This window comes from Staphylococcus sp. GDY8P119P (genome assembly GCF_017892075.1).
Classification (GTDB): Bacteria; Bacillota; Bacilli; order Staphylococcales; family Staphylococcaceae; genus Staphylococcus; species Staphylococcus ureilyticus.
This window is the reverse complement of sequence record NZ_JAESKJ010000011.1, coordinates 179,583-192,190: the sequence shown is the minus strand read 5'-3', so window position 1 is coordinate 192,190 and position 12,608 is coordinate 179,583. Positions and strand designations below refer to the sequence as shown.

Annotated in this window: 10 protein-coding genes and 26 tRNA genes; 35 read left to right on the top strand and 1 reads right to left on the bottom strand. The window is 34.2% G+C overall.

Annotation, left to right across the window (positions count from 1 at the left end):
• The first annotated feature begins 29 nt into the window (after positions 1-29).
• The 35 genes from KA830_RS11935 to fumC all read left to right on the top strand — a co-directional run bounded on the left by KA830_RS11935 (position 30) and on the right by fumC (position 11,253).
• Positions 30-105: transfer RNA gene (locus KA830_RS11935), tRNA-Val, on the top strand.
• Between the two features lie 9 nt (positions 106-114).
• Positions 115-190 (top strand) — tRNA-Thr (locus KA830_RS11930).
• A 6-nt stretch (positions 191-196) separates the two neighbouring features.
• Positions 197-272: transfer RNA gene (locus KA830_RS11925), tRNA-Lys, on the top strand.
• 13 nt (positions 273-285) lie between these two features.
• Positions 286-367 (top strand) — tRNA-Leu (locus KA830_RS11920).
• Positions 368-370: 3 nt separating this feature from the next.
• Positions 371-445: transfer RNA gene (locus KA830_RS11915), tRNA-Gly, on the top strand.
• Between the two features lie 7 nt (positions 446-452).
• A tRNA-Leu gene (locus tag KA830_RS11910) sits at positions 453-541 on the top strand.
• 12 nt (positions 542-553) lie between these two features.
• Positions 554-627, top strand: a tRNA-Arg gene (locus KA830_RS11905).
• A gap of 29 nt (positions 628-656) precedes the next feature.
• Positions 657-730: transfer RNA gene (locus tag KA830_RS11900), tRNA-Pro, on the top strand.
• Positions 731-757: 27 nt separating this feature from the next.
• A tRNA-Ala gene (locus KA830_RS11895) sits at positions 758-833 on the top strand.
• Positions 834-861: 28 nt separating this feature from the next.
• Positions 862-935 (top strand) — tRNA-Met (locus KA830_RS11890).
• A 26-nt stretch (positions 936-961) separates the two neighbouring features.
• Positions 962-1,035 (top strand) — tRNA-Ile (locus tag KA830_RS11885).
• Between the two features lie 9 nt (positions 1,036-1,044).
• Positions 1,045-1,137: transfer RNA gene (locus tag KA830_RS11880), tRNA-Ser, on the top strand.
• A 39-nt stretch (positions 1,138-1,176) separates the two neighbouring features.
• Positions 1,177-1,269: transfer RNA gene (locus KA830_RS11875), tRNA-Ser, on the top strand.
• Between the two features lie 13 nt (positions 1,270-1,282).
• Positions 1,283-1,356: transfer RNA gene (locus KA830_RS11870), tRNA-Met, on the top strand.
• Between the two features lie 11 nt (positions 1,357-1,367).
• Positions 1,368-1,443 (top strand) — tRNA-Asp (locus KA830_RS11865).
• Positions 1,444-1,459: 16 nt separating this feature from the next.
• Positions 1,460-1,532: transfer RNA gene (locus tag KA830_RS11860), tRNA-Phe, on the top strand.
• A 10-nt stretch (positions 1,533-1,542) separates the two neighbouring features.
• Positions 1,543-1,618: transfer RNA gene (locus KA830_RS11855), tRNA-Thr, on the top strand.
• A 7-nt stretch (positions 1,619-1,625) separates the two neighbouring features.
• Positions 1,626-1,709: transfer RNA gene (locus KA830_RS11850), tRNA-Tyr, on the top strand.
• Positions 1,710-1,720: 11 nt separating this feature from the next.
• Positions 1,721-1,794: transfer RNA gene (locus tag KA830_RS11845), tRNA-Trp, on the top strand.
• Positions 1,795-1,796: 2 nt separating this feature from the next.
• A tRNA-His gene (locus KA830_RS11840) sits at positions 1,797-1,869 on the top strand.
• 12 nt (positions 1,870-1,881) lie between these two features.
• Positions 1,882-1,953, top strand: a tRNA-Gln gene (locus tag KA830_RS11835).
• A 7-nt stretch (positions 1,954-1,960) separates the two neighbouring features.
• Positions 1,961-2,034, top strand: a tRNA-Cys gene (locus KA830_RS11830).
• An 8-nt stretch (positions 2,035-2,042) separates the two neighbouring features.
• Positions 2,043-2,117, top strand: a tRNA-Gly gene (locus KA830_RS11825).
• 16 nt (positions 2,118-2,133) lie between these two features.
• Positions 2,134-2,208, top strand: a tRNA-Gly gene (locus KA830_RS11820).
• A 15-nt stretch (positions 2,209-2,223) separates the two neighbouring features.
• Positions 2,224-2,298 (top strand) — tRNA-Gly (locus KA830_RS11815).
• Positions 2,299-2,339: 41 nt separating this feature from the next.
• Positions 2,340-2,422 (top strand) — tRNA-Leu (locus KA830_RS11810).
• A 224-nt stretch (positions 2,423-2,646) separates the two neighbouring features.
• Positions 2,647-3,714, top strand: coding sequence for a PTS sugar transporter subunit IIC (locus KA830_RS11805; protein WP_210134260.1), 1,068 nt, complete (start codon positions 2,647-2,649; stop codon positions 3,712-3,714).
• 322 nt (positions 3,715-4,036) lie between these two features.
• Positions 4,037-5,500, top strand: a complete 1,464-nt coding sequence (locus tag KA830_RS11800; RefSeq protein WP_210122901.1) for an ABC transporter substrate-binding protein/permease — start codon at positions 4,037-4,039, stop codon at positions 5,498-5,500.
• Complete coding sequence (locus KA830_RS11795; protein ID WP_046207640.1) at positions 5,493-6,215, top strand: amino acid ABC transporter ATP-binding protein; 723 nt, start codon at positions 5,493-5,495, stop codon at positions 6,213-6,215. The genes KA830_RS11800 and KA830_RS11795 overlap by 8 nt, the downstream gene beginning before the upstream one ends.
• Positions 6,216-6,370: 155 nt before the next feature.
• Positions 6,371-7,498 carry a tRNA epoxyqueuosine(34) reductase QueG gene (gene queG, locus KA830_RS11790; RefSeq protein WP_046207639.1) on the top strand — a complete coding sequence of 376 codons (1,128 nt, stop codon included), beginning with the start codon at positions 6,371-6,373 and terminating at the stop codon, positions 7,496-7,498.
• A gap of 5 nt (positions 7,499-7,503) precedes the next feature.
• Positions 7,504-7,974, top strand: a complete 471-nt coding sequence (trmL, locus tag KA830_RS11785; RefSeq protein ID WP_046207638.1) for a tRNA (uridine(34)/cytosine(34)/5-carboxymethylaminomethyluridine(34)-2'-O)-methyltransferase TrmL — start codon at positions 7,504-7,506, stop codon at positions 7,972-7,974.
• 180 nt (positions 7,975-8,154) lie between these two features.
• Complete coding sequence (locus KA830_RS11780) at positions 8,155-8,754, top strand: sugar phosphate isomerase family (protein ID WP_046207637.1); 600 nt, start codon at positions 8,155-8,157, stop codon at positions 8,752-8,754.
• Between the two features lie 24 nt (positions 8,755-8,778).
• A complete protein-coding gene (locus KA830_RS11775; RefSeq protein ID WP_204180399.1) occupies positions 8,779-8,964 on the top strand; it encodes an SAS053 family DNA gyrase inhibitor in 186 nt (61 codons plus the stop codon).
• Positions 8,965-9,253: 289 nt separating this feature from the next.
• Positions 9,254-9,664 carry a hypothetical protein gene (locus KA830_RS11770; RefSeq protein WP_046207635.1) on the top strand — a complete coding sequence of 137 codons (411 nt, stop codon included), beginning with the start codon at positions 9,254-9,256 and terminating at the stop codon, positions 9,662-9,664.
• Between the two features lie 203 nt (positions 9,665-9,867).
• Positions 9,868-11,253: a class II fumarate hydratase gene (gene fumC / locus KA830_RS11765; RefSeq protein ID WP_070658779.1), complete on the top strand. Its 1,386-nt coding sequence runs from the start codon at positions 9,868-9,870 to the stop codon at positions 11,251-11,253.
• A 387-nt stretch (positions 11,254-11,640) separates the two neighbouring features.
• Here the strand turns inward: fumC and KA830_RS11760 are convergent, their stop codons facing one another.
• Positions 11,641-12,468, bottom strand: a complete 828-nt coding sequence (locus KA830_RS11760; RefSeq protein WP_204180398.1) for an RluA family pseudouridine synthase — start codon at positions 12,466-12,468, stop codon at positions 11,641-11,643.
• Between the last annotated feature and the right edge of the window lie 140 nt (positions 12,469-12,608).

Sequence of the window (12,608 nt, the reverse complement as noted above, 5' to 3'; positions counted from 1 at the left end):
GAGTAGGACGTTGCCAGGCAAATATAAACGGAGGATTAGCTCAGCTGGGAGAGCATCTGCCTTACAAGCAGAGGGTCGGCGGTTCGAACCCGTCATCCTCCACCATTTTAATTTGCCGGCCTAGCTCAACTGGTAGAGCAACTGACTTGTAATCAGTAGGTTGGGGGTTCAAGTCCTCTGGCCGGCACCATCTTTAGAGCCATTAGCTCAGTTGGTAGAGCATCTGACTTTTAATCAGAGGGTCAGAGGTTCGAATCCTCTATGGCTCACCATTAATCAAATAACGCGGGTGTGGCGGAATTGGCAGACGCACTAGACTTAGGATCTAGCGCCTTACGGCGTGGGGGTTCGACTCCCTTCACCCGCATTTGCAGAAGTAGTTCAGCGGTAGAATACGACCTTGCCAAGGTCGGGGTCGCGGGTTCGAATCCCGTCTTCTGCTCCATTATTTTGCCGGGGTGGCGGAACTGGCAGACGCACAGGACTTAAAATCCTGCGATGAGAGATCATCGTACCGGTTCGATTCCGGTCCTCGGCACCATCTTTGAATTAAGCGCCCGTAGCTCAACTGGATAGAGTGCTTGACTACGGATCAAGAGGTTATGGGTTCGACTCCTATCGGGCGCGTAATTTAGATTGCTTCATCCTATGAAAAACGGGAAGTAGCTCAGCTTGGTAGAGCACTTGGTTTGGGACCAAGGGGTCGTAGGTTCGAATCCTGTCTTCCCGATATCTACTAAAATTCATTTTACTAAATGGGGGCTTAGCTCAGCTGGGAGAGCGCCTGCTTTGCACGCAGGAGGTCAGCGGTTCGATCCCGCTAGTCTCCACCATATTTATTGATACAAACTAAATTACAACGGCGGTGTAGCTCAGCTGGCTAGAGCGTACGGTTCATACCCGTGAGGTCGTGGGTTCGATTCCCTCCACCGCCACTATTGTTAGTTGTAAATTATACTCTGGACCTTTAGCTCAGTTGGTCAGAGCTAACGGCTCATAACCGTTCGGTCGCAGGTTCGAATCCTGCAAGGTCCATATAATTTTGGAGGAATACCCAAGTCCGGCTGAAGGGATCGGTCTTGAAAACCGACAGGGGCTTAACGGCCCGCGGGGGTTCGAATCCCTCTTCCTCCGCCATTTTAAAACAATTTAATAGTATAATTATTGTATATTTTTGGAGGAATACCCAAGTCTGGCTGAAGGGATCGGTCTTGAAAACCGACAGGAGCTTAACGGCTCGCGGGGGTTCGAATCCCTCTTCCTCCGCCATTAATATCATTATCGCGGGATGGAGCAGTTCGGTAGCTCGTCGGGCTCATAACCCGAAGGTCGGTGGTTCGAATCCGCCTCCCGCAATTACATAGTTTGGTCTCGTAGTGTAGCGGTTAACACGCCTGCCTGTCACGCAGGAGATCGCGGGTTCGATTCCCGTCGAGACCGCCATTATTTTTAACATTATGGTTCAATAGCTCAGTTGGTAGAGCAATGGATTGAAGCTCCATGTGTCGGCAGTTCGACTCTGTCTTGAACCATTTTATACAAGCCGGCCTAGCTCAACTGGTAGAGCAACTGACTTGTAATCAGTAGGTTGGGGGTTCAAGTCCTCTGGCCGGCACCATTTTCATGGAGGGGTAGCGAAGTGGCTAAACGCGGCGGACTGTAAATCCGCTCCTTCGGGTTCGGCAGTTCGAATCTGCCCCCCTCCACCATTCAATTTAATAGGGGCATAGTTCAACGGTAGAATAAAGGTCTCCAAAACCTTCGATGTGGGTTCGATTCCTACTGCCCCTGCCATGGCGGTTGTGGCGAAGTGGTTAACGCATCGGATTGTGGTTCCGACACGCGTGGGTTCGATTCCCATCAACCGCCCTTATTGATTAATGGGCTATAGCCAAGCGGTAAGGCAACGGACTTTGACTCCGTCACGCGCTGGTTCGAATCCAGCTAGCCCAGTTTTATTGGCGGCATAGCCAAGTGGTAAGGCAGAGGTCTGCAAAACCTTTATCACCGGTTCAAATCCGGTTGCCGCCTCCATGAATTATGCGGGAGTAGTTCAATTTCTAGAACACATTCCTTCCCGGAATGAGATATAGGTGCAAGTCCTATCTTCCGCTCCATTTAATTTAATATTATGCGGGAGTAGTTTAACTCTTAGAACACATTCCTTCCCGGAATGAGATATAGGTGTAAGTCCTATCTTCCGCTCCATTTAATTTATATTATGCGGGAGTAGTTTAACTCTTAGAACACATTCCTTCCCGGAATGAGATATAGGTGTAAGTCCTATCTTCCGCTCCATTATCACTTCCTGGTTGGAAGTTTTTTGTTTATAATATTGAGCCAGCGTGGCGGAATTGGCAGACGCGCGGGACTCAAAATCCCGTTCCTTTTTGGAGTGTCGGTTCGATCCCGACCGCTGGTATAATTACTGTTTAATTAGAGAGAAAATATCTTAGAAATCCCATATTTATGGGGTTTCTTTTTTTTATGATTTAAAATGTATATGATTTATTTTGAATACTGGTAGCTAGGTGTATATGCAGAAATTTAATGATTATATCTTAGTTTATAACTTTAAACTTAATATTGTACTTTAGTCGAAAATATAATATTATTAGTCTAATGTTATATTTGGAGGATACAAGAATGGTAAAATCAGGCACAGCTAAAATTACAGGGAAATCATTTTTTGGTAATATTTTACAAGCTGTTGGAGCAGGTGTAGTCATTGCATTAATACCTAATGCATTATTAGGTGAATTATTAAAATTTTTTAAAGAAGGTAACCAATTATTAGAGACTGTTTATCAGTTAGTAGTTTTAATCCAATCATTTATGGCATTTATTATTGGTGTTTTAGCAGCACATCAGTTTAAATTTAATGGGGCTGGTGCCACTATGATAGGTGTTTCCGCTATGATAGGTAGTGGTGCTGTTAAAATGACTGAAGGTGGATTTTTGCTTAATGGTACTGGTGATATCATAAATACTATTTTAGTTGTAGTGATAGCTTGTACTTTGTATTTGTTATTACAAAATAAATTAGGATCACTGGAAATGATTCTATTACCTGTTATTATTCCAGTTTTAACTGGTGTTATAGGCTTGTTTACATTAGGTTATGTGACAAATGTCACTAAAGGAATCGGTCATATAGTAAATGCCTTTACAGAATTAAATCCATTAATGATGTCAATATTGATTTGTGTTACATATGCGTTGTTAATGGTTACACCAATATCTGTAGTTGCTATAGCAACGGCAATCAGTTTATCAGGTTTAGGTAGCGGTGCAGCTAATATGGGTATTGTTGCAGCTTGTGTGACATTTTTATTTGGTTCAATTAGAGTTAACGGGGCCGGAGTCAATTTAGTATTGATAATTGGTGCTGCTAAGATGATGATACCTGTTTATTTTAAGCATTTAATTATTGCAATACCGTTAATAATTAATGGAGTGATTGGCGGTTTAATCGCTTACTTTATTGGCATTAAAGGTACACCAATGTCTGCTGGTTTTGGTTATACAGGATTAGTTGGGCCGATTAATGCATTTAATCGAATGGATGGAGATCCTAACATGAATATTATTTTATTAGTATTTGGATATTTTATAATACCATTTGTTTCTGCATTCTTTGTGCATGAAATTTGTAAAAAAATGATGCGTAAATATACAGATGATATTTATAAGTTTGAGATTCCTAAACAATAATGAAATAACAAAATTTAATAGATCATAAGTTTTTGGATTTATTTGTTTTTTAGTATCATTATGTATGATTACAACAGATATTTAACTTTAAACTGATATAAATAGTTGAAATCAAGACAATACTCAAGCACCTTCATTTTAAATGGAGGTGTTTTTTTAATATGCAGTGAATATTACTGTCATCGCACCATATCCCAAATACCATTTTATGTAATCACATTAACTAGAATTTTTAAAATTAAGAAAAATGACACATATCTCATATTGAATATTTTTGCGTTATTATGTATAATAATGAATATTATGGAAAGGGGATAAATAGATGAAACAAATATTGAAAATAATTACCGTTTTTTCATTCCTTATAAGTACTTTAATTATTTACATAAATCCAGAAGTAAATGCTAATGAAAAAGACCAATGGCAAAAAATTAAAGAACGTGGTGAATTGCGTGTTGGTTTATCAGCAGATTATGCACCTTATGAGTTTGAACATAATGTTAATGGTAAATCAAAGTATGCAGGTATTGATATTGATATCGCAAAAAAGATTGCGAAAGATAATCATTTAAAACTGAAAATTGTAAATATGCAATTTGATAGCTTATTAGGAGCGATTCAAACTGGTAAGATTGATATCATTATCTCAGGAATGACACCGACACCTGAACGTTTAAAAGAAGTAGATTTTTCAAAACCTTATATGACAGTCGACCAAAAAATGATTATTAAAAAGTCAGAAACTGATCGTTTTAAAACAATAGAAGATTTTGCGAATAAAAAAATCGGTGTACAAAAACAAACACAGCAAGAAAAAATAGCACAAACTGAAATAGATAATGCACAAATTCAATCTTTAACGCGTGTACCTGAAGTTATAATGTCGTTAAAAAGCGGAAAAGTTAATGGAATGGTGATTGAAGGTCCTGTTGCAGAAGCATATTTAAAACAAAATAAAGATTTAACTTTTGCTAATGATGTTAAATTTAATGAAGGTAGAAAGGAAACGGCAATTGCCTTACCTAAAAATTCTCCAATACTCATGGAGAAATTAAATACTTCAATAAAAGATGTTAAAAATAAAAATTTGCTAGAAGATTATAAAGCGTCAGCTGCTGATGCAATGCAAAAAGATGACGGTAATTTCTTTACAAAATATGGTAATTTTTTCCTAAAAGGAATTAAAAACACAATCTTAATTTCTATAGTTGGTGTTGTTTTAGGAGCTGTATTTGGTGCATTGATTGCATTATTAAAACTAAGTCAAATTAAAATATTGAGATGGATTTCTTCAGCTTATATCGAATTTTTAAGAGGCACTCCTTTATTAGTACAGGTTTTCTTAGTTTATTTTGGTACTACAGCAGTATTAGGTCTAGATATCTCAGCTTTAATATGTGGTATGATAGCACTTGTTATAAATTGTTCAGCATATATTGCTGAAATAATAAGAGCTGGTATAAATGCAGTTGATAAAGGGCAAACTGAAGCCGCAAGAAGTTTAGGTCTTACTTATGGTCAGACAATGAAATCGGTTATTTTGCCACAAGCAGTAAAAAACATATTACCGGCTTTAGGTAATGAATTTGTCACTGTGATAAAAGAATCGTCAATTGTATCTGTCATAGGCGTTAGTGAAATAATGTTTAACGCACAAGTTGTACAGGGAGCATCATTTGATCCATTCACACCGCTTATTGTAGCAGCAATTTTATACTTTATACTTACATTTACTTTATCGAGAGTGATGTATTTCTTCGAAGGGAGATTGAAAGTTAGTGATTAATATTAAAAATTTATATAAATCGTTTGGAAAAAATGAAGTTTTAAAGGGAATTAATCTAACTGTGGATAAAGGTGATGTTGTTGCTATAATAGGTCCTTCAGGTAGTGGTAAAAGTACGCTTTTACGCTGTATGAACCTGCTCGAAACACCTACAAGTGGGGAAGTAGTATTTAAAGAGCAAAGTTTAACAAATGAAAAAACTAAATTAGAAGCATTAAGACAACAGATGGGTATGGTTTTCCAAAATTTTAATTTGTTTCCACATAAAAAAGTTATAGATAATATTATATTGGCGCCGAGTTTATTAAAAAAGGGAAGTCAAAATGAATTGAAAAAAGAAGCAATGGATTTGTTGAAAAAGGTTGGATTGGAAGATAAAGCTAATGCATATCCATCTCAATTATCCGGTGGACAAAAACAAAGAGTTGCGATTGCTAGGGCTTTAGCAATGAATCCAGAAGTACTTCTATTTGATGAACCTACTTCAGCATTAGATCCTGAAGTGGTTGGAGATGTTTTAGAAGTAATGAAAGCTTTAGCTAAAGAGGGTATGACTATGGTAGTTGTAACACACGAAATGAATTTCGCTAAAGATGTGAGTGATAAGGTTGTGTTTATGGCAGATGGTGTCATTGTAGAATCAGGGACACCACAAAATATTTTTGAACAGCCGCAACATGATAGAACTAAAAACTTTTTAGCACGTGTTTTATAGTTACAAAATGGACCAAGATGTTATGAAAATGGATTATAGTTATTCATTCATAGCATCTTGGTTTTTTTATATAAAAATTTGAATTCTCGAATTCTCTTATTAATAATGAATGTGTTAAACTAAAGAATGTATGTTTTTAAGGTGGGGTGTAAAAAATGAATATAAATCAATTGAAACAAGATGTTATAGACTATGCACATTCAATTGGTATTGATAGTATTGGTTTTACTACTGCTGACCCATTTGATGAATTAAAACAAAAATTAGTTGATTATCATGAAAAGGGCTATGCTTCAGGATTTGAAGAACCAGACATTGGATTACGTACTGAACCCAAATTAACATTACCTACTGCAAGATCTATCATTGCCATTGCTGTTGGTTATCCTAATAAATTGAAGGGTGCACCTAGAAGTGTGCGTGGAGACAGAAGAGGTATGTTTGCTAGGGCATCTTGGGGTCAAGATTATCATTCAATCATGAGAAAACGTTTAGATAAATTAGCTGAGTATTTAGAGACTAGAGTACCAGATGTAGAAATTAAATCAATGGTTGATACAGGTGTGTTGTCAGACCGAGCTGTAGCAGAACGTGCAGGATTAGGTTATGTAGGTAGAAATGGATTTGTTATAAATCCAGATCTCGGAACATGGACTTATCTAGGTGAAATGTTAGTAAGTGTTCCTTTTCCTCCTGATGATCCAATCATTGATAGTTGCGGAGATTGTACAATATGTGTTGATCGATGTCCAACAGGGGCCCTAGTAGGAGATGGCCAACTAAATAGTCAAAAATGTATTAGCTTTTTAACACAAACAAAAGGTTATCTACAAGATGAATATCGATATAAAATAGGTAATCGTCTCTATGGCTGTGATACATGTCAACAAGTCTGCCCAAGAAATCGTGGTATCAATACACAGCATGATGATATTGTATTAGAGCCTGAAATATTAAAACCAAGGTTAGTACCACTATTACAAATGAGCAATAAGGAATTTAAAAATACTTATGGTCATTTAGCGGGCGCATGGAGAGGTAAAAAACCAATTCAAAGAAACGCAATTCTAGCATTAGCACATTTTAAAGAAGAAACTGCGATACCTGAATTACAAGAAGTCGCATTGAATGATCCAAGACCGATGATTAGAGCTACTGCTTTTTGGGCAATTGGACAAATTCAAGGAGAGCAAGCAAGATCATTTATTGAATCACACTACGAGAGTGAATTAGAGGAAGTCCAACATGAGATGATAAAAGGACTAAATATGAGGAGAGAATAAAAAGCATGACCAACCACATTGTATTATTTCAACCACAGATACCTGGAAATACTGGCAGTATCGCTAGAACTTGTGCTGGCACTTACACACATTTACATCTTATAAAACCATTAGGATTTAGTACAGATGACAAAATGCTGAAAAGAGCAGGATTAGATTATTGGGATGCAGTAAATATCAATTATTATGAAAATATAGAATCGTTTTTTGAAACTACGGAAGGTAAATATTATTTATTAACTAAGTTTGGAGAAAAAACTTATTCTGATTTTGATTTTACTAATGAAGATGAAAATCATTATTTTATTTTTGGTAGAGAAACGACGGGCTTACCTGATTGGGTAAAGGACAAATATAAAGATACAGCTTTAAGAATTCCCATGAATGATAATATAAGATCATTAAATTTATCCAATACTGCTTCTTTACTTATTTATGAAGCATTGAGACAACAAAATTTCCCAAATTTACATTAAAATCTATATTAATCAATGAAAAACGACTTTGACATTTGTATAATATAGTTAAAGCTAAAAGTGAGTATTTGAAAATTTAGTTGATTATTAAAATTAAGTAGTTTATGAAGATAGCTTCAAGGGTATTATTATAAATAATGCTAGAACGCGTCTTAAAAGATTAAGAGGAGTGTAATAACTATGGCAATGAACTTTAAAGTTTTAGAAAACGAAAAAAGTGTAGCAGAATATGCTGCAGATATTTTAAGAAAACAGTTTAACAATAATCCAACTACGATAGCAGGTATCCATTTATCTAATGATAATGCACCAGTATTAGATGAATTAAAGAAAAATGTAGATGATCATGCAGTAGATTTCAGTCAAATTAATATATTAGATTATGATAGCAATAAATCATATTATGAAGCGTTAGGCGTACCAGAAGGCCAAATATATGGTGTTTCATATGGTCAAGATACGGAGTCATTTATAAGTGATAAAATCAAAACTAAAGAAAATAAAGGTAAATTGATTACACAAATACTTTCAATTGATACAAATGGTAGACTTAATGTAAGTATTAATCATGGTCTATTTTCTGCAAGAGAAGTAATTTTAGTGATTACTGGTAGTGAGAAAAAAGATGTTGTGCATAAATTATATGAAGAAAATGGTAAAACTTCTTTTGAACCATCTGATTTAAAAGCACATCGCATGGTGAATGTTATTTTAGATGAGGCTGCTGCTGAGGGTCTTCCTGAAGATGTTCGTCACTATTTCACTGCACGTTTCGCATAAAATTCAAAATGTGAGGTGTAACCAATGACTAATGATAATATAAATAAAAAGTCTACCAACCATGATGCAGAACCACAAAATGAAATGGTTGATGATTTTGAAGATATTGTAGAATTGGGCAAAGAAATGGAACAAATTTCAGAAAAAAATGATGAAGATAAATTAGATAAATCACATGATTCTAAAGTACGTTCAGATTTAGATAATTAAAATAGTGAGTTTTTTGTAAGTGAAAAAATTGAAATAAAGTTTAAATTGTTAGTCAATACGTGTGATTTACATTAAAAATTATTAATTCGTTTATAAATACATGGAAGCGTGTAAGTGATGATCAAATATTAATATTTGATGTCTTACTCGCTTCTATTTTTTTTATAAATGTAATCAATTTGCCACGTTATTAGTATGTGGTTATATGAATATTAAAAAAACAATGCCAACATAAATTTGATTATGTTATTATTAAGTCATTATTTGAATTTAAGGAGTTATCATTAATATGTTAAGTAACTATTGGAAATATCTCATGATATGTGCGGTAATTGTAAATTTAATTTCTATAAAAGGATTTCCTATGGCCATTGGTGCAATATATTTACCAATCTTATTTAAAATTATTCAATTACAAATCAACTTGTCACATGGTCTCGTAGATAAAGTCAATGCTTCTACATTTGTAAAAAGTAATCAAACTGGAATCATTATTAGTGTATTGTGTTGTATTGTTATAACAGTATTATTATTTAAACCGCTTGGTGATTTTTATAATAGTTTAACTGGGTTTTTAGGACTTCTTATCACAGTTAGTCCTGTAACAATGATTATTGGTGCAATACTTTTAATTTTAACTGCAATAGGTATAATACAAGCAGCAAAGATGAAATTTAATGATGTAACAATTACAAAATAATAATGAATGATGTTTAAAAACCAGAGACTAAAATTAGTTTCTGGTTTTATTAATAGTTAGTAATTAATTGTTTGAATGTACAAATCAAAGTTAATAATCAGACATTTTTCAATGGAATGAAAACGCTATATTAAAGAGATTGCCCAGTTAAATTAATTAATGCTATACTAAAGTTAAATACATATTGAAGGGGAGATTTTTAAATGTCAGTTAGAATTGAACATGATACATTTGGTGAAATTGAAGTACCTGCAGATAAATACTGGGGTGCACAAACAGAAAGAAGTAAACGAAACTTTCCAGTTGGCAAAGAACAAATGCCAATTGAAGTTGTTTATGGATTTGCTCAATTAAAAAGAGGGGCAGCATTAGCCAATCATGAATTAGGAAAACTAAGTGACGCAAAAAAAGATGCTATTGTGCATGCATGTGATCGTATCTTAAACAAAGAATTAGATGAACACTTCCCATTAGTCGTTTGGCAAACTGGAAGCGGTACACAAAGTAATATGAACGTCAACGAAGTAGTGAGTTATGTTGCGAACATGTATCTCAAAGAGCAGGGTAGCGATGAATCAATACATCCAAATGATGATGTGAATAAATCTCAAAGTTCAAATGATACTTTCCCAACTGCGATGCATGTTGCACTATATAATGAAATTGAGGTAAAACTTGAACCGGCATTAAAATCATTACGTGATACTTTTAAAGAAAAAGAAGAAAAGTTTAATGAAATTATTAAAATAGGGCGTACTCATTTACAGGATGCTACACCTATTCGTTTAGGCCAAGAAATAAGTGGATGGCGTTATATGTTAGATAAATGTGAAACATTACTTAGTGAATCAAAAGCCCATATTTTAAATTTAGCAATCGGTGGTACTGCAGTAGGTACCGGTATCAATGCGCACCCAGAATTTGGTGATAAAGTTGCTAAATTTATTTCAAAAAATACAGGGTATCCATTTGTATCATCTGAAAATAAATTTCATGCATTAACTGCACATGATGAAGTCGTTCAATTACATGGTTCACTCAAAGCATTAGCTACTGACTTAATGAAAATTGCAAATGATGTGAGATGGTTAGCGTCTGGACCACGTGCTGGGCTTGCTGAAATTTCTATACCAGAAAATGAACCTGGTTCATCTATCATGCCTGGTAAAGTCAACCCAACACAATGTGAAATGTTGACGATGGTTGCAGTTCAAGTTATGGGAAATGACACAGTGGTTGGCATAGGTAGTTCACAAGGGAATTTTGAATTAAATGTCTATAAACCTGTTATTTTGCATAATACATTGCAGTCTATATACTTATTAGCAGATGGCATGCAAACATTTAATGATAATTGTGCAGTAGGCATAGAACCAATTGAAGAAAACATTGATAATTATTTAAATCAATCACTAATGTTAGTAACAGCTTTAAATCCTCATATTGGTTATGAAAAAGCTGCTAGCATAGCTAAAAAAGCCCACCGTGAAGGTTTAACATTAAAAGAGTCGGCTGTTCAATCTGGATATTTAACTGAGGAACAGTTTAATGAGTGGATTAAACCTGAAGATATGGTTGAACCTAAGTAATTTTAAAAAATAAAGGAATATCAATATCTTTGATTAGCGAAGAAACGTCAATTTCTATTGAAATTGACGTTTCTTCATTTATAAAAGTTTTCAATTACGCTAAACTATTTTTTATATTTATTAGCACTATTATAGAATTACATTTTTTGTTTACTTCTAGGTTAGAGTTAATAATATTAGGATTTAAGTTATCATTTCCTTAATATAATCAAAAACTGATTAATAGTCTAAAGTTTACCAATTCTGTTTAAGTCTTCAGCTAATATGATATCGGTCTTCTTGTTGAATGAATGCGTAAGTGTCTACATTTATTGTGACTCCTATTAACAACAATGTTGTGTGTACGATAAAATCTATAAAAAGAATTAAAAATGTAACGTTACATTTTTAGATTTCATCATCTAAACTAACTGAAATTTTTTCTTGTGTTAAAGGATGAATAAATTCTATTTTGTAACTATTTAATTGTAGTTGTCTTAACGTCGAATCACCATATAATGGGTCACCGATAACTGGATGTCCAATTTCTGCTAAATGTACACGTATTTGGTGTGTTCTACCCGTATCTAATTTCAAATCGACTTCACATACATTTTCTTTAACCATGCGAGAAGTTAAAATATGTGTAATGGCAGATTGACCTGTAGTAGACACTCGGCGCTTATTCGAGTGAAATTTATCTTTACCTATAGGTGCATCGATGGTTTGTGGTTTTATTGGTAATAAACTATGTACGTTTGCCTTATAGATACGATCAATTTTATTTTCCTCTAACATACGGTCGAGGATTTTTTTCATTAAAGGATTTTTGGCAACTATTAAAAGACCAACTGTCTCTTGATCTAAGCGATGTATTGGTTCTACATAATCACTTTTAATGGTATATATCACATGATTCATTAATGTATTACTTTCTTTTAAATCATTGGGATGCGTTTTAACCCCTTTAGGCTTCATAACGATGGCTAGATCATTGTCTTCATAATAAATTTGTGCAAATCGATAGCTTGGTAAATAATTACTTTTTTCTTCTGGTGTTGGAATATAAACATGGTCGCCGGCACGTACTTGTGACGTAAGTTTTGCATTTTTATCATTGACTTTAATCTCTTTTGACATATTTAAATTGTGTAAATCTTTTTTTGGCAATTGTAATTGCTGGAAAATTTCTCTTAGTGTTAACGCATTATAATTTTCTGGGATTTGAAATTTCATAATATCCTCCTCTTTGACCAATTATTATCATACCATAAACACGCTGTTAAAAATATTAGACCTTGCGATTGATTTAATAATTTTTCATATTATTTAAGTCCATTTAAAAAGGAATTATTTATCTATTTTTAAATGCTTAA